Origin of the sequence: Trichocoleus sp. AS-A1, from assembly GCF_039962015.1 — a bacterium.
GTDB lineage: Bacteria > Cyanobacteriota > Cyanobacteriia > Cyanobacteriales > FACHB-T130 > FACHB-T130.
Genome location: NZ_JAMPKG010000006.1, coordinates 41,226 through 63,817, shown reverse-complemented (window position 1 = coordinate 63,817; position 22,592 = coordinate 41,226). Strand labels below are relative to the sequence as shown.

The window sequence follows — 22,592 nt, the reverse complement described above, 5'->3', positions numbered from 1 at the left end:
GGTAAGATGAACTATTCCAATGAAAGCCAGTTAGGATTGGGAAGGCATCTTGCCTTTCTGTTTACTACAACATTTCATCTATAAATTTCCTAGAACCCAGTGGAATTTTTCCTTAAGAATCTCTTGGAAGCTTTTTTATAAAAATTTCAGTTTATGAACAGTTCCCAGTTAAAGAGCGATCGCTATCTTTGGGCAACTGGCTCAGTTGCTGCAACGATCCCGGTCGGAGAATTCGTGCAAGACAGATATCAAGTTGTTGCACCTCAAGTTTGGCTCGATACTCAACCGACACAGCCGCCTCAGATCCCCGAACAGTTCCCGGACAATCTTTACCCTTACCTGCGCTTATATCCCCAGCGGTTTCATCTCCCCGAAGTCTATGGATATGCAGCAGTGGGAAATTCTCCATCCCCGACTGAGATTCTGTTGCTAGAAAATGTCCCGATGGATGCCACAGGCAAGCTATTTCCTTCCATTTTGGACGCTTTGCCCCAAGCCTCGGCAGTCCGCCAGATTTACTGGCTCTGGCAAATTCTGGAACTTTGGACGCCACTGGCGGAATTTGGGGTAGCTTCTAGCCTTTTAGTTGCGGACAATCTCCGAGTTGAAGGGTGGCGGTTGCGGCTGTTAGAACTTTACGCCGACCCAGTCACCGACCCAGAGATGGAAGTTGCCCATACAAACAATGGGAATGGGATCTCTGACCACAGGCAAGTTGGAGGAAGTCGGCGGGAAGAGAAAAAATTTCTGCCTCTCACCTTGAGCCTTGAGCCTTTTGCCGCTCACGCCTTAGCGGAACCGACCGGGGATCAAATGGTCGCGGGGTTTGGCCCAAGTCTCCGGGATCTGGGTCTTGTTATCGCGAGTTGGTGCCGATTAATCCAGGCATCAGCGGTGACGCCACTGTTAGAAATTTGCGAACTGATGCAAGCCGAAGATGCGACCGAAAGCGCGATCGCCGAACGGCTAAATCAGCTATTACTGGAGCAGGCAGCAGAACTCCCCTTGCGCTTGCGGGTTGCCGGTGCTACCGATACGGGTCCCCAACACGATCATAACGAAGACACCTGCTATCCCACGGCGCGGGATTTGCTAGCCGCAGACTTCACCCAAACAACTGACCCGCTGATTCCCCACTTGAGCATCGTTTGCGATGGGATTGGCGGTCATGAAGGGGGAGAAGTTGCCAGCCAGCTAGCAGTACAATCCCTGAAACTGCAAGTGCGGGCGCTTTTGGCGGAAGTAGCAGAGCAAACGGAAATCGTGCCACCGGAACTGGTGAAGGAGCAACTTGCGGCAAGTATCCGGGTAGTCAATAACCTCATTTGTGCCCGCAATGACGAACAAGGACGAGAGTCTAGGCGGCGGATGGGAACGACGCTGGTGATGGCTCTCCAGCTGCCCCAGAAGGTGGTGACGGCTAACTCTGGTGTGGGGAATGCCCACGAACTCTATATCGCCCATGTTGGGGATAGCCGCGCCTACTGGATTACCCCCCATTCTTGCCAGATGCTGACAGTAGACGATGACGTTGCTGCTAGGGAAGTACGCATGGGGCGCAGTCTCTACCGCGAGGCGTTACAGCGACCCGATGCCGGGGCGCTCACCCAAGCGCTAGGCACGCGGGATGCCGAGTTTCTTCGTCCGAATGTGCAACGCTTCATTGTGGAAGAAGACGGACTGCTGCTGCTGTGTTCTGATGGTCTGAGCGACAATAACTGGGTTGAGCGTTCCTGGGTAGATTATGTGGAGCCGGTGCTTCAGGCTAAAATTCCCCTGGAGGCGGCAGTCCAGTCCTGGATTGACTTAGCGAATCAGAAGAACGGTCACGATAATACTTCAGTCGTGATTACTTACTGCCGCGTTTCCCCAGAGTATCCAGTGCTACTCAATTTTGGCGAGATCGGGAATCTCACCTTGATGCCGAAAGCTACTCTGCAAGCTGAAGCTGAAGACGTGAAGTATGCTGAAGCGGTGCCGGTAGAGATCGTTCCGGCAAAGCCAAACCGACTGCGCCGAGGGAAAGGGTTGGTCGTCGCACTGGGAGTCTTCCTCCTACTGCTGGGGGGCAGTGCTGCTGGGTTATATGCTTGGTGGAAATACAATCCTCAAGGGTTCCAGCAAATACGCGATCGCTTGTTCAACCCCGCACCGTTGCCCGTTCCAGTCCCCGAAACTCCATCTCCCGCGTCGAGTGTGCCACCATCGCCGCAGAACTCTCCTTCTCCATCCACACAAGTGCCGCCCCCTCCCGAAAATTCAGCGTCACCAGTTCCCTCAGTACCCCCTCCCGAAAATTCAGCATCGCCAGTTCCGTCAGCACCCCCTCCAAGTCCATAAAGAGGAAGTTACCGTCCTGTGCAAGAATATTAAGGTTGTTCACAATAGCACAATGCTTGGGTACTGGTAAGAGCCAAGCGTCTTGATAGGCAACGCTCCCAGCTCACGCTTGGTGGAAGCAGTTATTCCTCAAAAGAAGGCTGCACCAGTTTGACTCAGATACCCAACCGGAGATCAAGAAATGAAAGTAGGCGATCGCGTCCGCGTTATCAAATCTGTGATTGTTTACCACCATCCTGAAAATAAGGGTAAGCCTTTTGATGTCAAGGATCGGGAAGGAGAAGTGGTCTCAATCATTCACGAATGGCAAGGCAGACCCGTCAGCGCCAACCTTCCAGTTTTTGTCCAGTTTGACAAAAAATTTAAAGGTCACTTCCGCGAGGATGAGCTAGAAACTCTAAATTAGGCTCATGGTCAATGGCTCATATTCGCGATTAGCTATGAGCCATTGACCATGAGCCATTGACTATCATCGCCTACCGCGATTAAACCAGCCGAATATATTGATGTCACCCCGCATTCTCTGCAACTCTTGCCGGTTAGCTTCCGCTGTCATCTGATACCACTGGCAGTAACGCTCAAGTTCCTTTCGGTACTCGGCTTCCCGGTAAAAGTCATGAGTCATTTGGTAGGTGGCAAAGATGTCCGCTACGGGGGGAGGTGCTGGAATAAAGTGTGGGAATTCTTTTGGCATTTTTGAAGGTTGGAAGGTTGAAGGTTGGAAAAATAATCGCTTCAAACTACTGTCTAAACTTTTTAAAGCCAGCCTTTAAGGCGATAGATCCCTGTTCCAATGTATTCTTTTAACGCTCTGGTTGACCTGTGTAACCGCTCGGCATCTGGTAAAACATTTAGGATTCGAGCTTGCAGGCTCCTGTTGGATTCGAGAAAGTCTGCTTCTGTCACCAAAAAGTCGGTGGGTGCGGGGATGGCTTGAATTCCCTGACGCTTGAAAATCAGGAGCGAGCGCGGCATATGCATTGCCGAAGTCACTAATAATACTCGGCGAATCCCCTGCTTTTCTAAAATTTGCCGCACATTCACCGCATTTTCATAAGTGTTCAAAGAGCGAGGATCTTGAAGAATGGCAGATTTGGGGACGCCTAATGTTTCTAAAATTACAGCCATATCCGCAGATTCCGGTGCCCCACTGCCCCGCCAGTCGATGCGTCCGCCGCTAGCAATCACGACAGGAGCTTTGCCTTCGCGGTATAACTGGGCACCATAGAAGACGCGATCGCCTTCTTCGCTCAAATCTACACTCGGTCGAGGCGGCGAAGCCGATTTCGTGGCACCGCCCAAGATAACAATCGCCTCAGCAGTTGGGAGTTCGGCTGGTGGGAGATTTTGCCATTCTAGCGATCGCAATAACGAGTTCTCCACCCAGCCATTACTCCCCACCAGCAAGGCAATCAATGCCAAAACAATCGGCACCGCCGCCCAACGAGGGCGTTTCCACAGTAATACCAGTGCCACAATCATTAGCACGCAGGCAATTCCCAAGGGATAGATAAATAGCGGTAGCAGTTTTGAGAGAAACAAAAACATAGAACAAGGTAATTAGTAATTTCTATACCATTTCACCTTAAAGCCGCTAAAAATCCATGCCTCGGCGTGTCTATGGACACGCCCAGTACGAGCCAAAATCTAAAATCCAGAATCTAAAATCCAAAATCTAAAAGAGGATAACTTCCTGTCCCCCTTTTGCGCCTCTGCTTTTCATCCCCAGCAGAATCATTCTTCCCGGTTATCTTCTGTGTTGTCTTCCCGGCTATCTTCTGTGTTGTAGGCTGTATTGTTTTGTTGGTTATTTCCTAGGTTGCTCCGGTCGCGACGACCACTTAAGCCACGATATTGTTTTTTGGGTTTACCATAGCGTTTTCGGTTTGCCGAATTATTCCGATTCCGCCCATTGGAACCTTCTTTCGTCTCCTCTGAGCGTACCTGCCGGGGTTCATCTTTGGCTTTTGACCAGGCAACCACCCATGCCCCTGCAAAACCCCCAACCGCCCCTAGAAAGATGCTCAAGGGCACCCGATACCCCAGCATTACAAAGCAAATCAGAAAAAACAACCAGTACTTCAACCCAGCAGAGAACCCACTTGAGAGTCCCAGGGATCTGAACCCATTGCCTTTGTTCGTCATAAGTGTCTGGCTAATCCAAGAGTGGCTAATCGAAGAGTGGTTGAATCCTTCAATTAGCCACTTTTCGATTAGCTATTTAATTGTGACTCCCAATCCTGAGTCGTGTCTAAAGTTTTCACGTAGGCTTGTTCGGATTGAGTAAAAGGTTCAGCAGTGGCTTGTTGCTTCGCTAATAGGTCAACGGTAGCATCAGAAACATCACCAGTACGGGAGGCGAGACGATTCTGGCAAACTTCCATTGGTGCCGTGCAGTGGAGGATTTGCAAAGGGATTTGGTGAGCAGTGGCTTGAGCGATCGCATCTTCTCTCAACTTCTGCCGATCGTACTTCGCATCCAAAATCACCGACCAACCTTGGCTTGTCAGCATTATCCCCAATTCCAACAACCGGCTGTAGGTCTTCTGAGTCATTTCATCGGAATAAAGGTCTGCCCCCCCTGATTGTTCCAAGGGAACGCCTCCTAAATGTTTCCGCAGCGCATCCGAACGGATGTGAATTGCTCCCAAGCGCCGCGCCTGGAGCCGCGCTACCGTACTCTTCCCAGAACCCGATAGCCCCGACATCAAAAACAGCTTTCCTTTGCCTGAGGAGCCACTAACAGGAGCATACGCTGGGGACGGCGATCGCGTGTATTCCCACGCTAGTTGGTAATATTGGGCAGCAGTGGCGGCGGCTTTTTCCTTGTCTGCTGCGGGAACAGCCGGATCGTTCAACAAGAAAGAAGTCACCTTTGCCCGTACATAAGCTTGACGACTCAAGTACAAAGGCAACACCTGCAACCCTTCCCAATCTCCCATCTGCTCAACATAAGTATTCAAATAGGCATTGCCGAGGTCTGGACGCGATCGCGCATCCATATCCATCACTGCATAGGCAATGTCGAACATGACATCGACAAAGCGAAACGGCTCGTTAAATTCAATGCAATCAAATAGCAGAATCTTGTCTTGCCAGAGACAAATATTTCTCAAATGCAAATCCCCGTGGCATTCCCGAATCCAATTATTTTGAATTCTGCTTTTAAATAACTCCTCTCGCTCAGCAAAGAACGAGTCTGTATACTGCCTGGTTTCCTCGTAATGTTCCTGAGTTTGCGGTCCACCAATATAGTTTTCAGTTTGCCGATAATTTTCATCAATGGCATCCCGAACTTGAGCCACTTCACCAAATTTACGAATATAGTCATCTGTGTGCGCTTTTTCATGGAATTTGGCAACAACCCGTCCCAAATCCTCCATAAGTTTTTCCGTCAGCAAGTCTTGCTCAAACAGATTGCTGAATAAGCCATCTTGGGGAAACTGGCGCATTTTCAGCACATATTCCACCGGCTCGCCCGAGCCATTTAAATGAAACTGGTCGTCTGTCTGAGTAATGGGCAAAATTTCTAAATAAATTTCCGACGCACCGCGCTGATTCAGGCGGATTTCTTCATTACAAAAATGCTGCCTTAGCTCTAAGGTTGAATAGTTTAAAAAGCCAAAATTCATCGGCTTTTTAACTTTATAAACCAAATCACCCGTCAACAACACATAAGAAACGTGTGTTTGAATCAGCTCAATTGGTTGCGTCACCGGATGAGGATAAAAACTCGGCTGCAACATCTGCTGAATTAAAGGGGGAAAAGAAGCTTCTGTCATATTTTTTTGCGTTCTATAGCGCGATCGCGCATGGCTTCACTAATGTGTCTTTACGGTTAAAAAAAAGCCAGGGGCTTAACCCCTGGTTTTCAAGGCAATGAGAAACAAACTGGCAAAAAGCCATCGTCTCATGCTTCAGATTCAGTTTCCGACTCAGTTTCTTGATCTTCAGCTTGGACTTGAGGTTGGAGGACACTTACAGTCACTTGATCTGGCTCACCAAGCGCTGTCACCCCAGGTGGCAAAACGAGTTCGCCGATATGCAATTTATCTCCAATATGCAAATTAGAGACATCAATCTCAATCGAATCAGGGATGCTTTCGGGCGCACACCGTACCTGAAGTTCGTTGAGTACGGGGTCTAATACGCCGCCTTCTTGCTTAACACCATAGGCTTCTCCTACATAATGCAGGGGCACTTGCACATCCAGATCGCCATGAGCCGCGACCGCAAAAAAGCTGAGGTGATACAGGGAGGTTCTTTTCCAAGGATGCGTCTGCACTTCTTTGAGCAGTGTTTTACCACTCCAAGAAATCTCAGGAATGTTGAGCTGAATCAAGGTGTTATTAACAGAGGCACCTTTGAGTAAGGTTTCAGCCTTTTTGGCTTCCAAAGTCAACTCAATAGATTCAGTTCCTTTGTGCCCGTATAGGACGGCTGGGACTAATCCACTGCGACGAAGGGCATTCGGCTTGCTCCCTTCAGGGCGCTTTTGACATTCAACTGTATGTTCCATCTTCGTTGTTTGTGAGTTGCTAATAGTGACTTGGTAATTGGCATCTTCATGAAAAATTAGAAATTAAAAATTAGAAAATCGTCTTTCTTCAATTTTTAATTTCTAACTTTTAATTTTTTCGCCTATTACCGATGTGATGTTACCGGCGTGCCATTGGCGTGCAATAGCGCCCGCTTGGGTCCGTGGATCGGATCTTCTACTATAATCGTTTGATCGCGGCTAGCACCGAGGGAGACGATCGCAATTGGGACATCCATCAGCTCTGCCAGGAACTTGAGATAATCCAACGCCTGCTGGGGTAAGTCTTCCAGGGTACGGCAGTCAGCAGTGGATTGTTTCCATCCGGGCAGAGTTTTGTAAACCGGCTGACAGCGGGAAAATTGACGAGAGTTGGTGGGGAAGTCTTCGGTGCGATCTCCATCAATTTCGTAGGCGACGCAGACGTTAATTTCCTCTAGTTCGTCGAGAACATCTAGTTTGGTGATCGCGAGACAGTCGAGACCGTTAATTCGCACAGCATAACGACCGATCACCGCATCAAACCATCCACAGCGGCGCTTGCGCCCTGTGGTGGTGCCAAATTCCGCCCCGCGATCGCACAACATTTCTCCGACGCTGCCATTCTGTTCGGTGGGAAATGGCCCTTCACCTACCCGCGTCGTGTACGCTTTCGCGACCCCAATCACGCGGTCGATCATCGTTGGTCCAACCCCAGCACCCACGCAAGCTCCCCCGGCGACTGGGTTTGAGGAGGTAACGTAAGGATAGGTTCCGTGATCTAAGTCTAAGAGCGTTCCTTGGGCACCCTCAAACAAAACATTGCGCCGTCGCCCAATCGCGTCGTAAATCTTTAGGGAACTATCCACGATATGCGGACGCAAACGCTCGGCGTACCCCAGGTACTGCTCGATCACGATTTCTGCATCCAGGGGCGGTAAGTTGTAAAGCTTTTCTAAAATGACGTTTTTATAATCGATCGTCCATCGCACCTGTTCGCGCAACCCTTCGGTATCCATCAAGTCTAAAACCCGAATGCCGGTTCGCTCTGACTTATCTGCATAAGTGGGGCCAATCCCGCGTCCGGTGGTACCGATTTTATAGCTACCGCGTCGCTCCTCGGATGCCTGGTCAATTAACCTGTGGTAAGGCATCGTGACGTGGGCATTCTGAGAAATCAGTAGATTACGGGTAGATATCTTCAGAGCTTCTAATTGATCCAGTTCTTCAATCAGAACCTGCGGATCGATGACCGTCCCACAACCAATAATGCACTCGGTGTCCGGATATAAAATTCCAGAGGGAATCAGGTGCAGTTTAAAGGTCTGATCCTCCACCACGACGGTGTGCCCAGCGTTGACACCCCCTTGGTAACGTACTACGACATCTGCTGATTTACTCAGTAAATCAGTTATCTTACCTTTGCCTTCATCGCCCCACTGGGCACCGATCACAACTACGTTAGCCAAGGGTTTATTAAAAGAGCTAGAGTTTTCACAAATTACAATTATTAACAGATGGTGCTACCGCTGTCAACTTCAGATTAACAATTCGCAGCTTCACATCTACAAGGGGTGCACCGCGCACCCTTAGCAACTAACAAGATAACAACTCCACAATTACTGGCAAGAGGTTCCTGTGTCTTTATATGCTGAATTACATCGCCATCTTGGCGGTTCTGTTGTGCCTCGCATTCTTTGGCGGTATTTCCATCGCAGCGATTCTGAGCTGGCTCAACGATTTCCGAATTACCCAGAGTTTGAAGAATTTTACACGCGACCCCGCAACACGCTGGATGAGTATCTAGAACTACATACGCTGGTGGAAAGTACGCAAACGGCAGAAACTTTGCCCTACTTCATTTATCGGCTGATTCGGGGTGCTTATATCTTTGAGAATTTGGCTTATTTGGAATTGCGATATACACCGTATCTGCGAACGTCCGAGCATTTAAGCCAATCAGAACGAATTGACCAAATGGCGACAATTGTGGATATTGTCGGCAAAGCCAGTCGGGTGCCTGAGTATCCGATTGTAACCAGTCAAATTCTGTGTATGCACTCGCGGCTCCCTTATGAGGTGAACCGGGCGATTGTTGATTTGGCAGCACAGAAGAAGGAGTATGTCTGCGCGGTGGACATGGCGGGAGGAGATGCCCAAATTTCCGAGCGTTTGGATGAGTTTGTCCAATTGTATAAGGATGCGCGATCGCTCGGTATTAAAACCACGGGTCATCTCTACGAAACCCCTTCTGGCTGTTATCCGGAACTGCTGCCGCATTTGATGCGAATCGGTCACGGCATCCAAATCCCCCTGCAATACCCAGAATTATTACCACAATTGGCTCAACAAAATCAGTGTTTGGAAGTATGTCCTACCACGTACTTAAAAACAGGCACGTTGGAGGATATGCGTCAACTCAAACTGGTGTTTGACCGCTGTTTTGAAGCGGGTGTAGATATTGCCATCTGTACTGATAATGCTGGATTACACAATGTGCGTCTGCCTTTTGAGTATGAGAATCTGCTGACACTGGATATTATTGATTTTGAACAGTTGCAAGCTTGTCAAGAGGCGGCATTCCGTCATGCCTTTGCTTGGCCTTACAGCCAACGTCCGGCATCACTTTTGACAGGATTGCTGCACCCTGCATCCACGAATGTTTTAGCAGCCAGTAGTTAGGACATTAATCGAGAAATCGATAGCAATTCTCATTTGAATTAAATACGGCACAAGAACCTAATTTATTCTTCTTCTCGATGCTGACTTATCTCCAAATCGCTAAAGTCGAGTTGTCAGAAATGAGTGAATTCAATACTTGCGAGTTGGAGGAATCAATGAGTGTTTGAGCTGGCAATGAGCGCTCGCGCCGTGTCAGCATCGACCGGCTTCGAGAAGAAATATCCTTGAGCGTATTCACATTGAAGCGATCGCAGTTGAGCCAGTTGCTCTACGGTTTCCACACCCTCTGCGATCGCATTCATTCCCAGATTGTGAGCTAGCATCACGATTGTCCGGACAATCTCCAGACTCTCATTATCCCCTGCCATCTGGGTAACGAAAGATCGGTCAATTTTCAGCTTATCGATCGGAAAACGCCGCAGGTAACTTAAGGATGAATAACCTGTTCCGAAGTCATCCATATATAATTGAACGCCCAGCTTTCTCAGTCGCCAAAGCATCGCTGATGCAGATTCAACATTTTCCATAATGGCGCTTTCAGTAATTTCTAGTTTTAAACTGCTAGCATCCACACCAGTTTCCGCGAAAATCTCAGCGATGCGTTCCACTAAATCTGGTTGAGAAAACTGTTTACCTGAAAGATTTACGCTGATACTCAAAGGGATAGAACTCGGAAATTGCGTCTGCCATTCGCGCAATTTGGTACAAGCTTCGCGCAGTACCCACCAGCCAATCCGAGTAATCAATCCGGTTTCTTCTGCAACCGGAATAAACTCTCCCGGAGAAACGAGACCGCGTTCGGGATGTTGCCAACGTAACAGGGCTTCAAAACTAACAACCTGGTTAGTTTGTAGAGATACAATCGGTTGATAGTGAAGGAGAAATTCTCCCCGTTCAGTCGCTCTTTGCAAATCAGTTTCTAACTGAAGCAGCGCCACTGCACGGGCATGCATATTTTTATCAAAGACCTCATAACGAGCCTTTCCCAGTGCCTTCGCTCGATACATGGCGATATCGGCATCGCGCAGGAGATCCTCTGGATGCTCATAACCCCCATAGTCGGAGCAAGAAGATCCCGCGCCTACAGCAATACCAATACTGGCGGTGGTAAATACTTCATGCCCGTCTAAATTTAAGGGCAAAGTCAGTTCCTGATGGATGCGATCGGCAACATGGGTAGCATCGCCGATCCCATTGATATTTTCCAGTAAAATCGCAAACTCATCTCCACCCAGACGCGCTACCGTATCACCGTGGCGAAGGCTTTTTTCTAAGCGTTTAGCGATCGCAATCAGCATTTGATCGCCGACAATATGCCCAAGGCTGTCGTTGACATTTTTAAATCGGTCAAGATCCAAAAACAGGACGGCAAATAAATAATTCTCGGAATGCTTTGCTCGCTCAAGCGCCCGATGCAAGCGCTCCATGAACAAAGCTCGGTTGGGCAAATCGGTAAGAACATCATAAAACGCATTGTGCAGCAGTTGCTCTTCCGCTTGTTTGCGCTCCGTAATATCCATTTGAATGCCAACAAAATGAGTAACAACACCCTCGCTGTTGTAAATCGGCGAGACATTTAACTCATTCCAAAAATGGGTGCCATCTTTACGGAAGTTGCGTAAAACAACAGTCGCAGCTTTACCTAACCGCAGCGCTGTTCGCAGTTCCTGTAACCCCGATTGATTGGTTTCTTCTCCTTGCAGAAAACGGCAATTTCGTCCGGTGACTTCCGCCGCCGTATAACCTGTAATCCGCTCAAAAGCTGGATTCACATAGATAACAGGTAAATCGGGCAGTCTGGCGTCAACGATAACAATCCCATTACTACTAGCAGCGATCGCGCGATCGCGCAATCGGGAAGTTTCCTCGACCCGCTGGCGTTCTGTCACATCCCGAATCACCAACACCCAATTGCTCGTTCCTAAACCCGCCTTGGCGATCAACGGTTGAGCGACGACTTCAAAAACCTGGCGCTGTACTCCCTCCAGCACCACCTCATGGCAAAACTTTCCCTCGCTCGGTGGCTGTAGCAGCATCTCCAAAGACTGCTCTCCTAAAAAAGTCACAATATTGCTCGGAGTAGAACTCTGGTTTTGTAAGAGCGCCAGATACTTCCAAGCCGCCTGGTTTGCCAGAACAATCCGCTGGTTGGCATCCAGTAGCAGCACTCCCTCCGGCAAATTTTCTACCAAGCTCTCTAAATGTTGTTGTTCAGCAGCCAGCAGCGTCCGCAACCGCTGAATAGAGGCAGAAGCCTGGTTCGCCACCGTGTACAGCAATCGTACCTGCTCTTCAGTAAATGCTCCCTCCGCTTGAGCTGCCACGAATAGCAGTCCCACCACTTGGTTGCCTTCAGCATTAATAATCGGCACTTGGAAAGACGAACCCAAACTGCGAATGGGCGATCGCGTTCCATCAAATCCCTGTGGCTCTATCGTTGTAATTGGGCATTGCTCCGCCTCTAGTTGGGTATTTTTCCCCCTCATGCGGACAAAAGTTTTGAGCAGCCGCTGTTGGATTTCCTCCTGAACTTCCGGCACGAGGGTGCAATTCGGTTGGATGAAAACATGGCACAAGTCTTCAGTCATCAAGATGCTCGCTGAGACATCATGGGGCACGGCACGATGCAGGTGTGCCAACATCAGTCGCACCAATTCTTCGTAGTTTAAGGTGTAACCCAGTTGCCAAAAAAGCTCGTACAGCATCTCCAAAGTGCGGAAGCGCATCTGACTCGCCTCCAACTCTCGTGCCTGCTGTTCCAAAGCACTGACCAAACGCTGTCGCTCCATCACGGACTCTATATACTTCAACTCGGAGCCATCCACGGGTTGCAAGACCCGATAATCCTGAATTTCTATTGGATCTATCTTTAGGAGGAGGTCTTCCTCATCGATTTTTTTCAACATAATACGAGGCTTTTTATAAATCAGCAAAAATTTTAAGGAAAGCAGCAAAGCTACAAGCAGTTAGTCCTCAAGCAAATAAGAAACAGCATCAAGGGCGCTCTTCGCTAGATGCGAAGAAAGCGATCGCCAGTCCGCAAACGTGCGGCAAATCATGGCTAGCAATAGATGCAGCCAAAAATCCCAGAATTTAGCAGACACCCTTGGCGTTGTCTTTACGGAATAACTCCCCGATCGCGGTATTTATCCTGGCAGGTACTCCCTTAGCGCTTTCCGGGAGAGCCTACCAAAGGCTTTTTATTGATTTTGGCGCTTCAACAATCTGACCACGGTCAATTTGTCTAATGATATTGTTCCCTGTTTTGTAGTATTCGTCGATACACTATGTCAAAGATGGGGGGTTCTACCCATACCAGAGGTTGATCGATTTGGTGGAGTAGGATACAGCTTTCCAGCCTTCTTTCTCGTTATCCGTAGGAAGGCTCTTTTTAGTAAAAGCAACCAGATATAAATTTAAATTTCTCCGTAAAAGCCTTCTTGGACGCTAACTCCCTTCCCTTGGCGAATCGTGTAAGGATAGGGGCGGGTGTCAGAGTGAGTCCCTCTAGATTTACGGACTTGAAGTACCCGAAAACCTTGCCCCGTCTGACCCATCTCACCCCAGTTCGGAACGTACACATCCAGAACGACATCGTAACTATTAAGCAAGCTGTAAAGAATGCTCTCATTGAGCGTTTTGGGGAGAATTGTGTCAAATAATGCCACATCCAGTTGCCGCAGCAGACGGTTCTTGCGTTCGATGAAGGTGATGAACTCATCCGGAGCATATTGGACAGCAAGCGGGGTCAGAGAATCTGTAATCAACCGACAGGGTTTGGGCATTGCCCGCAGGTGACGCTCAATATCGTAGAGAAAGCGTTCCATATCAGTCAGGTCAATATATTCTTCGCTAGAGAAAGGATGAGTATCTAAAATACGCAGGTGTTGCGATCGCAAATAAGACTCGATCTCGACTCCGAACACTTCCATTTGTTGGCGTAGCAAGTAGCTAGGAGCCTCTGTGGCAATAAAAAGAGCGCTTTCCCCTCGTTGCAATCCCTCAATCGCAAATTGCTGAGCGAGTGTCGTCTTGCCGACTCCCTGTTCTCCCCGCACCAACCAAGCAGAACCGTAGAAAACTCCCTCCCGTGCGATCGCGTTTAACGGCGAGAAAGCCAGTAGCGGCGGTGTCTTCATTCCGCTAGTTTTTTGCTCAGTCGGTGCCAGATATAACACCTCAATGCCCTGATGACCGATTTCCATGCGGTGGCGACCTGGCACATGGTCGGCGGCTCGCATTTTGTAAACTTCTATGTAGCGTCGGCGCTGAAGACCATTGACATCTGTGGAAAGGACAATCGTCCCATCCACCACGGTTTCTTCCACCCCAAAGCGAGAAAGGCGGTTCACTTCGCCTGCGGGAATATTCGAGATGAGAAAACCCACCGCACCAACCCGCTGCACCAGCGTGGACAATTGGAAAGTTTTTTCCCGCTGCACTGCCAAATCTTTCACTTTGTGCAGGAAGACAGAAAAAGAATCAATGACAAAGCGCGAAGGCTGGAAACTTGCGATTTCCTGTGCCATGTACTCTAAGTGTTCCTCGACCCGAATCTCCGTCTGGGGAATAAAAATGATCCGTAACAAGCCTTTGGCTTCCAAATCTTGAGGGTTCCAGCCGAAACCCTCTGCCATTCGGAACAAGCGATCGCGCGTTTCTTCAAAAGAAAACAGCAGTCCCTTCTCTCCCTGAAGAGCGCCATTAACTAGAAACTGCATGGCAAGCGTCGTCTTACCCGTTCCAGAAACACCGGAAAGGAGGATAGACCGCCCCTGAGGGATGCCGCCCCGAAGAATGCTATCTAGTCCAGTAATTCCTGTCGATGCCGTCTCGCTCTCCTCCTCCAAACTTGTCTCCCGACGTTTGAGCGTCAGCATTGAACCCAAAACCTGAACCCCCCCATCTGTGAGCGCAAACGGGTAAGGCACCATCTCCGTCGCTCGACCGCGCATTTTATATACCTGGAGAAAACGCTGCTGTTCCCCCTCCTGGAGTGCAATGTTCAGATAAACAATGCCATCAGCTACCGCAAACTCTGCCCCTTCGCCAATATCCGAGCGGTCATACTCCCCTAATAAAAAGGCGGTACACCGCGCACTCGCTAGACGAACGGAGAGGTCATAACAGAAGCGACGAAAATCGCTCACGTCGTCAGACAAATCGCGGATGGCTTTAAAGGAATCAATCGCCAGAATTTCCGGTTGGTGTTTTTCTACCCTGGCGAGAATCTCGTCAGCTAATTCGGTCAGGGAATGCTCGCGGATAAAAGGCCCGATATCCTGAAAAAGTACCTGTTCGCCAAAAACTTCTACATCAAAGAAGCTGAAGCACTGCATATAGCGCACCACCTTCAACGTCGGCTCCGAAAGGGTTGTCAGGTAAAGAACTTTGGCAGTGCTGTGATTCCGGATGTGGTTAAAGAGCATTTGCTGCACCAGGATTGTCTTACCTGTCCCCGGTTGTCCAGCAACAATATTCAGTGAATAAACAGGGATGCCTCCGCCCATTACGGCGTCTAAGTTGGGAACACCTGTCGGCATTAGTTTAATATTGCTCATCCCTCAGCCCTTTTCCAGTTGTTGTTTTAACTGCTGCACGAGGGGTTCCACCTTCCGCAACAGAATTCCACCCGTTAAATCGATTAGTAGAGCCATTACGTTATCAGTAAAAGCCATCAGTCCGGCTCGGACGGCTGTACGCTCGAAGGCATCCAAATTGTTCTTCAGTTGCTTAAGGCAAATTCCATTGCTATCGATATTAATTTCTTGGCATAGCGGATGGTCGCGACTTGCTTCTAAGAGGGCACTCCGAAAAACAGCAACCGTCGCCGTCTCGCCAATTAAACCGACAATGCGTTCCCACAGCCGCTCTAAAAGTTCGCTAAAGATGTCTAAAGTCTCCTGTTTGCCTGCTTCTAGCATCTCTGCTTGGGCTTGACGCAGTGTTGTCTTTTGGCTATCTTCATCCGTGGATTCTGTCATCTCCAACCTTCTCACGGCTCCTGTTCGCCGACGCCAGACTCTCAAGTAGACTCCTGTTCAGTCTGCTTGAGAGTCTACAGAACCCTAGCCTGGTGGCGTTTTTGTAAAACTTACCGTGCTTGTTATTACTGGTTTCTACCATAGTCCTCACCGCTAGGGTTAATTTAACGGTGATTTCTTTATTTTATGCTCAAAATTCTATCGGAAATGGCAACTGGCGGTGGTTGTGGGGCTGGCTTTGCCTGAGTAAGGAGAGGTAGAAACCCCTCAATTTCCTACTTCTCAGGAGAATTGAGGAGCTTCTCAGTAAATCTGCTCAATTGAGATGCGCTTGATTGGTGGAATTAGATGGCTTGAATCCACTCTTTGACATCGTATTCAGTCCAGATGCCGTTTTGCCAGTAGGGGTCAGCTTCAATTAACTGGCGCACGGCGGCTTCATCTTCCGCCTCATAGATGCCGAAGACTTTAGTGATGTCCTTCGTCGGGCCAATCGTCATCAGAATACCCGCTTCTTTTTGGGCAGCAAGACCGTCTAGATGCGCTTGCCGGTAAGGCGATCGCTTTTCTAAAACATCTTCGCAATAGCTTCCCCACATTACGTATTTAGGCATGGTTAATAGCAGTAAAGTTTTGATGTTTTGAGTTTTGAGGGTTAAATCAACATTCAACCCTCAAAACTTTATTTAACTTCTCAGATTAACGCCGAATTTTTCGACGAGCGCGTCGCGGACTTTTTGATGCACTGGCTCGACATCTTCATCGGTAAGCGTGCGATCGCTAGCTCGGTAAACTAAGCGAAACGCTAAGCTGCGTTGTCCTTCCGGGACATTTTTCCCTTGATATTCATCAAACAACTCGACCGATTCTAGTAGGGATGTCCCCTTGTGTTTGTCCGCAATGGCAGCTTTCGCGATCGCTCGTTTCAAGTCTGAGACAGAAACTTGAATCGAAGCGAACAAAGCCAAATCCCGGCTGGATGCGGGGAAGGTGGAGTAAGGCTTGAACAGAGGCGTCCGGTTTTCCTCTGCATCCAGGTAATCTAAGACAACATCCAAATCCAGCTCAAACACGTAGACTTCATCCGGCAAATCCCGTTCTTGCCGGAGTTGGGGATGGAGTTGCCCAAACGTTCCTAATCGGTTTCCCTGTACCCATAAAGACGCCGTGCGTCCGGGATGCAGCCGTGGATCGCGGCGGTCTGGTTGATATTCTACTGGCAGGCTGAGTTGCTCAAATACACTTTGCAACACTCCTTTGGCTTCAAACCAAGTCATCGGTTGTGGCTTTCCTCCCCGCGTCCAAGTGCCTTGGGTAAAGGTGTCGCCTCCTAAAATTCCAGCAACGGAATCAGCTTCGATCAGTCCATCCTCTTCCCGCCAGAAGATCCGACCCATTTCAAAACCGTTCAAGGGGCCGTTACCTTGTTCTAAGTTGTACTGGAAGGAGTCAATCAAAGCGGAGATCAGCTCAGTTCGCAGAGACGAATATTCTGCAAACATGGGATTTGCGATCGCGACTTCTGTATCGTTCTTGGTTTTCGCTACGGAGTAAGAGTAATGCATGACTTCTGTCAATCCTGCTGCGCGGAAAGCTTCCCGCATCTGACGCATCAGCATCTGATCGACCGAAAGATACCCCGGTTCAGTCTTGTCGGGTAGGGTATCGCAGAATTTGTTATAGCCGTAGAGGCGAGCTACTTCTTCAATGAGATCGATTTCTCGCTCCAAGTCTCGGTAGCGATAAGGCGGTACTTTCACCATCCACTTCAGGGATTCCAAAGGCTGAAGCTTAGAATCTTCTCGATCCGTCCGCATTCCACCTTCATCCTGCTTCGTCACTGGCTGTAGCTGACACCCTAGTGCCGTTAGGATGCGCTCAACATCTTCAGCGTGAACTTCCCCTGTAGTTTCAGTGTCTCCCATCTCTACTGGGCCTAAAACGTGATTTACCCGGTCTAGACGCAGTTCAATCGAACGACTCCAAGTTGACGGATCGGGTCTGGTGTCGGCAATTTCTTGTGCTACGGGAGTGCCCCCTGCAAACTCCGAGAGCAGCGCGATCGCTCGTTGACAAGCAATTCCCAATTCTGCCTGATTGACGCCCCGCTCGTAGCGCCCAGAGGCTTCTGTCCTTAAGTTTTGACTGCGTGCCGACCGGCGGATTGCCACCGGGTCAAACAAAGCGGCTTCTAAAATTAAATTTTCAGTCCCCTGATAGACTTCTGTTTCTTCACCGCCCATGACTCCAGCGAGTGCTACTGGTTGGTCGTTGGCAGTAATCAGCAGATTTTGCGGTTGCAAGGTACGGGTTTGACCGTCCAGGGTTTTGAGGGATTCCCCTGTATTGGCAAAGCGTACCCCGATCTGGAGCGGTGAAGTTCCCCCACCACCACTTGCCACGGATTGCAAGCGATCGCGGTCAAAGGCGTGCAGCGGCTGACCCCATTCCAGCAAAATATAGTTGGTAATATCTACCACGTTATTGATGGGTCGGACTCCAGCGGCTTGTAATCGCCCTTGCAACCATGTCGGAGAAGGCGCAATTTTGACCTTTTCGATGACCGTCCCGATGTAAGCCGGACACGCTTGACCCGAAGCAATTCGCAACTTCAGACCGCCATCCCCTTTCGGAATTGACACTTCTGGGGCTTGTGGAAGTCGCAGGGCGGCACCCGTCAGCGCCGAGACTTCCCGTGCAACGCCAACCATACTCAAAGCATCCGCACGATTCGCGGTAGATGTCAAGTCTAAAATTACATCATCTAAGCCTAGGAGCGATCGCGCATCGCTACCCAGTTGAAGATTTTCCTGCCCAAAAATATGAATTCCTGCGGACTCTTTTGCCAAACCTAATTCAGCTAAAGAGCAAATCATCCCCTCGGAAGGAACGCCCCGGAGTTTAGCCGGTTTAATTTTCAGATCAACAGCAGGTAGATAAGTCCCGATGGTGGCGATAGGCACATAAATATCTGCTCTGGCATTGGATGCCCCACAGACAATATTTAAGGGGGACGTTGCCCCCACATCGACCGTACACACCCTGAGTTTATCTGCATTCGGATGGGGTTGAATCTCTAGAACTTTCCCGACCACCACCCCATCCGCCCAAGTGCGGCGGTCTTCAATATCTTCTACTTCAAACCCAGCCATTGTTAGCGTGTGCGCCAACTCCACCGGAGTCATCGTCAAGTCAACCAATTCTTGTAGCCAGTTCAGAGAAATACGCATTTACGCTTAAGCTTTTACTTACCTCAGCCCGATCATTTTACCGTTTTGTACAGCTGAAGCATTCCGGCGACGATTGGGGAAAGCCTAAGATAGTAATGCCCGCAGACGCAGCCTTCTAGGAGGGCCTTCGGGGAGGGTGAGTGCGATCGCTTCTCCAGGTGAGCGTGTTGCTTAGCACCATCCCCCTCAGCTTCTTTGTTCCTTTGTTCTGCCAAAATTTTGCCCTCACTTCCAGATGGCATGAGTGTTTTAGGGGTAACACCAATCACATCTAGCGCTTCCGGATGTGCTATCAAAGATATGGAAACAATTTTTGTGCTTAATCCCGATCCGCTTCTTCTGTTCGCTAGTTGTTTGATTACAATTTAATACCGTCTCTAACTGCAATGTTTGAGAAAAATCTTGGCAGTTGCAGGAGTACATCGTTTTTCAATTCTTTAAGCAAAGATTAATCGTCTTTAGCAACTCTTTAAAGAATTGTCCGTAAATGTACCATGCTTATTGTTTATTAATGCCTCGATAATTTAAGTTAGGGTAGCAATATCCGGTTTCAGCATCCCGGTGAGTCTGAATGAGCTACTGCCTCAATCCCGCCTGTCCAAATCCGCAAAACCACGACCACGCCGAAGTTTGTCGGTCCTGTGGCTCAGAACTCCTATTACGAAAGCGCTATCGAGTCAGTCAAGCGCTGGGGCAAGGAGGTTTTGGAGCGACCTTTTTAGCTGAGGATGAGTCTTTGCCTGGGGAGCCAAGTTGCGTAATCAAGCAACTGAGACCAGCAACGACTGTAGCCCACGTTTTACAAATGGCACGCGAGCTATTTGAACGAGAAGCCAGAACCTTGGGGAAAATCGGCAATCATCCCCAAGTGCCACGGCTGCTGGATTACTTTGAAGACAACCAGCAGTTTTACTTAGTGCAGGAGTATATCAGCGGCTTGACGCTACAGCAGGAGGTTAAAGGATCGGGACCTCTAAGCGAAGCTGGTGTCAAGCAATTCTTAAGCGAAATTTTGCCCGTCCTGCACTACATCCACAGCCAGCAGGTGATTCACCGGGACATCAAACCCGCCAACTTGATTCGCCGCGAACAAGACCGCAAACTGGTTCTGATTGACTTTGGAGCCGTGAAAAACCAAGTCAGTCCAACAACGGCAAACAGTAGCTCTGAGCAAACCGCTTTGACGGCTTACGCAATTGGGACACCCGGATTTGCCCCGCCCGAACAGATGGCAATGCGCCCGGTTTATGCGAGCGACCTGTATGCATTGGGAGTCACTTGCGTTTATCTGCTGACTGGAAAATCGCCAAAAGACTTAGATTACAACCCGTCAACGGGCGAAATGCTCTGGCGAAAGCAGCTTCAGATCAGCGATCATTTTGCCGATGTTCTCAAGAAATTGCTAGAGGTTTCGGTTCGTCATCGCTATCAGTCTGCTGAGGAAGTGTTGAGAGCGCTTGACCTTGAACCGTATCTCGACAGCTTGGAGCAAGGCTTAACGACTAAACCCAATAGCTCCCAGCGACAACCACAAACAGGCAATCGCTACACCAACTCTGGAGACTTAAGCAGTCCAACGCTTTCCTCAGCCCCTTCGACTGGCACTTCCGCCTCAGAACGTCTGGCGATGGCAATTCGAGCACGTCGAGAAAAGTTAGGCATGACCGGACCGCAAACCGGGGGAAGTATGTATAAACCAAGTCCTGCTACCGGCTCTGGTTATCCGCCGACGATGCTCAAAAATAGCGGTTCTAACGGCAATGCTAAGTCAAAACTTCCTGCCAAGTTGGATGCTGTTGGCGTGTTAACTGCCTACACCAAAGGTAGACGAGACTTTGCCTCTCAAGATTTAAGCTCGCTGAACCTGCAACGGGTTAACCTATCAGGAGGCATTTTTCATCAGGCTAAGTTAGCTAAAACCAACCTTCAGGGCGCTGACTTGTCTAGTGCCGATTTTGGCAGGGCGAATTTAGTTGGGGCAATTCTGAAGGAGGCAAATTTGGGCAGGGCTTACTTCAGCACGGCAAATTTGGAAGGAGCTGACCTACGCGGTGCAGATTTGAGCTTTGCCTATCTCAATCATGCGAATCTCCGAGGTGCAAATTTGTGTGGCGCTAATCTCACGGGGGCAAAAGTTAGCGAGGAACAGCTATCGCAGGCAAAAACGAATTGGGCAACCGTTTTACCCACTGGCAAAAGAGGTTTTTGGTAATTGGAAGGAACTAAGCGCAATAAGTTTTGAGTACGAAGAGAGTTCTGTAATTCAAAACTCAAAACTTTAAAGTTTTTACCAATGACTCTTTGGGTTAACCAATTGGTAAAACTTGCACCGGATCTCCAGATGCAATGAAGGTTTGACCTGCGGGTAAAACAGCCAGACCATTAGTTTGAGCAAGATTAATTAAATTACCGGAACTGTGACTACCGCCAGCCAAATGAAATTCATAAGCACCGTTTACTAAATTCATTTTGCCCCAAAGGTAACTTTCTCGTTTACCGTCTGAACGCAAATCGTGATGCGATCGCGCTTGTACAAACTTTGGCTCCCAGCCATCAGCAAGACCCGCAAGTTTTCTCACGGCTGGCTGTACAAATCGCCAAAAGCTCACCAAAGAGGAAACTGGATTGCCCGGTAGACCGAAGTATAAAACAGGACGCTGGGCGTTGGGAAATCTGGCGACAGTTAACGGTTTACCAGGTTTAACCGCAACAGCACGGACATGAATCTCCGCACCGAGTTGGGCAAGAATTTCATCCACATAATCGTAGTCGCCTACGGAAACGCCGCCGGAAGAAATGACCACGTCAGCGGTGGCGACAGCTTGCGCGATCGCTTTCTTGAGCGCCTCTGGTTCATCCCTGACAATCCCCAGCATCTGAGGTTCTGCGCCCGTCTGTGCCACTAATGCAGCGAGGGCGTATTGATTGGAGTCCACGATCTGACCGGGCTTCAGGGGTCGATCCGGTGTCACCAATTCGTCGCCAGTGGACAGAATTGCCACGCGAGGGCGTCGATAAACGGGTAATTGAGTACACTGGGCGGCTGCCAAAATCGCGATTTCGGGAGCATTGAGAACGATGCCCGCAGGCAAAAGAGGGGTTCCCGCCTGGTAAAAAGATGCCCGATGACGGACAAAGGCTCCTGATTCTGCTGGAGCAGCGAAGATAAACACTTGCTTTTCCTCCCGTCGCGTCACTTCCTGCATCACTACAGTATCAGCGCCCTCTGGCATCACAGCACCTGTCAAAATGCGGGCGGTTTGCCCCGTTTGGAGCGATCGCTGCGGTTGATATCCGGCTGGAATCTCTTCTACAATTTCCAGCACCACTGGCTGTTCGGCGCTAGCTCCCTGCACATCGGCAAATTGCACCGCATACCCATCCATTGCTGAATTCGTCCAGTGGGGAAAATCCAACTCGCTCGTCACCGCAGCCGCTAGAATCCGACCATTGGCACGAGAGAGGTCTACAACCTCAGCATCCATCTGGTTATCTAGAGGTGGCACTAAATCGAAAATGATTGCCTCTGCTTCTTTAACCAACAACATCGCCATCAATCCAGCCTCTTCTCAAGAATTGTCTAAAAAATTGTCAGTTAGTAGAGACGCTGATTCATCGCATCTACAGGTTAGTTGCATTGCCTAGCGGCTCTTTTAACCAAGATATCGGTGAGTCGCTTTTGTCTATCCAATGAAACCCGCCGATGCCAGTTAGTTGGTGGGCACTGTTTGGAGAGCCGTACCCCTAGAGTCGTCGCTATCAACACATTCACGGACAACAGACAAAAAGCGGTTAGGTGAAAGCTTAATATGGAAATAGACCGTCGGAAAAGCTATTTTT

The 22,592-nt window shown here is 49.2% G+C and carries 17 protein-coding genes; 4 read left to right on the top strand and 13 right to left on the bottom strand.

Going from position 1 to position 22,592, the window contains the following annotated elements:
* Positions 1-153 precede the first annotated feature (153 nt).
* The gene (locus tag NC994_RS06505) at positions 154-2,340 is read left to right on the top strand and encodes a protein phosphatase 2C domain-containing protein (protein WP_190436914.1); all 2,187 of its coding nucleotides are present in this window, start codon (positions 154-156) and stop codon (positions 2,338-2,340) included.
* A gap of 181 nt (positions 2,341-2,521) precedes the next feature.
* A complete protein-coding gene (locus NC994_RS06500; protein WP_190412587.1) occupies positions 2,522-2,746 on the top strand; it encodes a ferredoxin-thioredoxin reductase variable chain in 225 nt (74 codons plus the stop codon).
* 63 nt (positions 2,747-2,809) lie between these two features.
* Here the strand turns inward: NC994_RS06500 and NC994_RS06495 are convergent, their stop codons facing one another.
* The 6 genes from NC994_RS06495 to NC994_RS06470 all read right to left on the bottom strand — a co-directional run bounded on the left by NC994_RS06495 (position 2,810) and on the right by NC994_RS06470 (position 8,325).
* Complete coding sequence (locus NC994_RS06495; RefSeq protein WP_190412586.1) at positions 2,810-3,034, bottom strand: hypothetical protein; 225 nt, start codon at positions 3,032-3,034, stop codon at positions 2,810-2,812.
* A gap of 62 nt (positions 3,035-3,096) precedes the next feature.
* On the bottom strand, positions 3,097-3,888 hold the full coding sequence (locus NC994_RS06490) for a YdcF family protein (protein ID WP_190436911.1): 792 nt from the start codon (positions 3,886-3,888) through the stop codon (positions 3,097-3,099).
* Between the two features lie 186 nt (positions 3,889-4,074).
* A complete protein-coding gene (locus tag NC994_RS06485) occupies positions 4,075-4,485 on the bottom strand; it encodes a hypothetical protein (RefSeq protein ID WP_190428850.1) in 411 nt (136 codons plus the stop codon).
* Between the two features lie 68 nt (positions 4,486-4,553).
* Positions 4,554-6,122 (bottom strand): AAA family ATPase, encoded by a 1,569-nt coding sequence (locus NC994_RS06480; protein WP_190436909.1) that lies wholly within the window; start codon positions 6,120-6,122, stop codon positions 4,554-4,556.
* A gap of 128 nt (positions 6,123-6,250) precedes the next feature.
* On the bottom strand, positions 6,251-6,859 hold the full coding sequence (locus NC994_RS06475; RefSeq protein ID WP_190412582.1) for a 50S ribosomal protein L25/general stress protein Ctc: 609 nt from the start codon (positions 6,857-6,859) through the stop codon (positions 6,251-6,253).
* Positions 6,860-6,984: 125 nt separating this feature from the next.
* On the bottom strand, positions 6,985-8,325 hold the full coding sequence (locus NC994_RS06470; RefSeq protein WP_190425281.1) for an adenylosuccinate synthase: 1,341 nt from the start codon (positions 8,323-8,325) through the stop codon (positions 6,985-6,987).
* Positions 8,326-8,494: 169 nt separating this feature from the next.
* On the opposite strand from NC994_RS06470, the gene NC994_RS06465 reads away from it, so the two are divergent.
* Complete coding sequence (locus NC994_RS06465; protein ID WP_190436905.1) at positions 8,495-9,538, top strand: adenosine deaminase; 1,044 nt, start codon at positions 8,495-8,497, stop codon at positions 9,536-9,538.
* A gap of 152 nt (positions 9,539-9,690) precedes the next feature.
* Here NC994_RS06465 and NC994_RS06460 read toward each other — a convergent pair whose 3' ends face one another.
* The 6 genes from NC994_RS06460 to NC994_RS06435 all read right to left on the bottom strand — a co-directional run bounded on the left by NC994_RS06460 (position 9,691) and on the right by NC994_RS06435 (position 19,048).
* A complete protein-coding gene (locus NC994_RS06460; RefSeq protein ID WP_190436903.1) occupies positions 9,691-12,444 on the bottom strand; it encodes a bifunctional diguanylate cyclase/phosphodiesterase in 2,754 nt (917 codons plus the stop codon).
* A 510-nt stretch (positions 12,445-12,954) separates the two neighbouring features.
* Positions 12,955-15,099, bottom strand: coding sequence for an ATPase domain-containing protein (locus NC994_RS06455; protein WP_190436901.1), 2,145 nt, complete (start codon positions 15,097-15,099; stop codon positions 12,955-12,957).
* Between the two features lie 3 nt (positions 15,100-15,102).
* Complete coding sequence (locus NC994_RS06450) at positions 15,103-15,522, bottom strand: hypothetical protein (RefSeq protein WP_190436898.1); 420 nt, start codon at positions 15,520-15,522, stop codon at positions 15,103-15,105.
* Positions 15,523-15,866: 344 nt separating this feature from the next.
* Positions 15,867-16,136: a YciI family protein gene (locus tag NC994_RS06445; RefSeq protein WP_190412575.1), complete on the bottom strand. Its 270-nt coding sequence runs from the start codon at positions 16,134-16,136 to the stop codon at positions 15,867-15,869.
* Between the two features lie 72 nt (positions 16,137-16,208).
* A complete protein-coding gene (gene pheT, locus NC994_RS06440; protein ID WP_190436896.1) occupies positions 16,209-18,752 on the bottom strand; it encodes a phenylalanine--tRNA ligase subunit beta in 2,544 nt (847 codons plus the stop codon).
* A gap of 32 nt (positions 18,753-18,784) precedes the next feature.
* Complete coding sequence (locus NC994_RS06435) at positions 18,785-19,048, bottom strand: hypothetical protein (RefSeq protein ID WP_190436892.1); 264 nt, start codon at positions 19,046-19,048, stop codon at positions 18,785-18,787.
* Positions 19,049-19,323: 275 nt separating this feature from the next.
* On the opposite strand from NC994_RS06435, the gene NC994_RS06430 reads away from it, so the two are divergent.
* Positions 19,324-20,964 carry a serine/threonine-protein kinase gene (locus tag NC994_RS06430; protein ID WP_190436889.1) on the top strand — a complete coding sequence of 547 codons (1,641 nt, stop codon included), beginning with the start codon at positions 19,324-19,326 and terminating at the stop codon, positions 20,962-20,964.
* 94 nt (positions 20,965-21,058) lie between these two features.
* On the opposite strand, the gene glp is transcribed toward NC994_RS06430, so the two are convergent.
* Positions 21,059-22,300, bottom strand: coding sequence for a gephyrin-like molybdotransferase Glp (gene glp, locus NC994_RS06425; RefSeq protein WP_190437154.1), 1,242 nt, complete (start codon positions 22,298-22,300; stop codon positions 21,059-21,061).
* Positions 22,301-22,592 lie beyond the last annotated feature (292 nt).

Excerpts from the sequence above, each read along its gene's own strand:
- NC994_RS06505 (WP_190436914.1), top strand. The coding sequence starts at position 154 with ATGAACAGTTCCCAGTTAAAGAGCGATCGCTATCTTTGGGCAACTGGC.
- NC994_RS06500 (WP_190412587.1), top strand. The coding sequence starts at position 2,522 with ATGAAAGTAGGCGATCGCGTCCGCGTTATCAAATCTGTGATTGTTTAC.
- NC994_RS06495 (WP_190412586.1), bottom strand. The coding sequence starts at position 3,034 with ATGCCAAAAGAATTCCCACACTTTATTCCAGCACCTCCCCCCGTAGCG.
- NC994_RS06490 (WP_190436911.1), bottom strand. The coding sequence starts at position 3,888 with ATGTTTTTGTTTCTCTCAAAACTGCTACCGCTATTTATCTATCCCTTG.
- NC994_RS06485 (WP_190428850.1), bottom strand. The coding sequence starts at position 4,485 with ATGACGAACAAAGGCAATGGGTTCAGATCCCTGGGACTCTCAAGTGGG.
- NC994_RS06480 (WP_190436909.1), bottom strand. The coding sequence starts at position 6,122 with ATGACAGAAGCTTCTTTTCCCCCTTTAATTCAGCAGATGTTGCAGCCG.
- NC994_RS06475 (WP_190412582.1), bottom strand. The coding sequence starts at position 6,859 with ATGGAACATACAGTTGAATGTCAAAAGCGCCCTGAAGGGAGCAAGCCG.
- NC994_RS06460 (WP_190436903.1), bottom strand. The coding sequence starts at position 12,444 with ATGTTGAAAAAAATCGATGAGGAAGACCTCCTCCTAAAGATAGATCCA.
- NC994_RS06455 (WP_190436901.1), bottom strand. The coding sequence starts at position 15,099 with ATGAGCAATATTAAACTAATGCCGACAGGTGTTCCCAACTTAGACGCC.
- NC994_RS06450 (WP_190436898.1), bottom strand. The coding sequence starts at position 15,522 with ATGACAGAATCCACGGATGAAGATAGCCAAAAGACAACACTGCGTCAA.
- NC994_RS06445 (WP_190412575.1), bottom strand. The coding sequence starts at position 16,136 with ATGCCTAAATACGTAATGTGGGGAAGCTATTGCGAAGATGTTTTAGAA.
- pheT (WP_190436896.1), bottom strand. The coding sequence starts at position 18,752 with ATGCGTATTTCTCTGAACTGGCTACAAGAATTGGTTGACTTGACGATG.
- NC994_RS06430 (WP_190436889.1), top strand. The coding sequence starts at position 19,324 with ATGAGCTACTGCCTCAATCCCGCCTGTCCAAATCCGCAAAACCACGAC.
- glp (WP_190437154.1), bottom strand. The coding sequence starts at position 22,300 with ATGTTGTTGGTTAAAGAAGCAGAGGCAATCATTTTCGATTTAGTGCCA.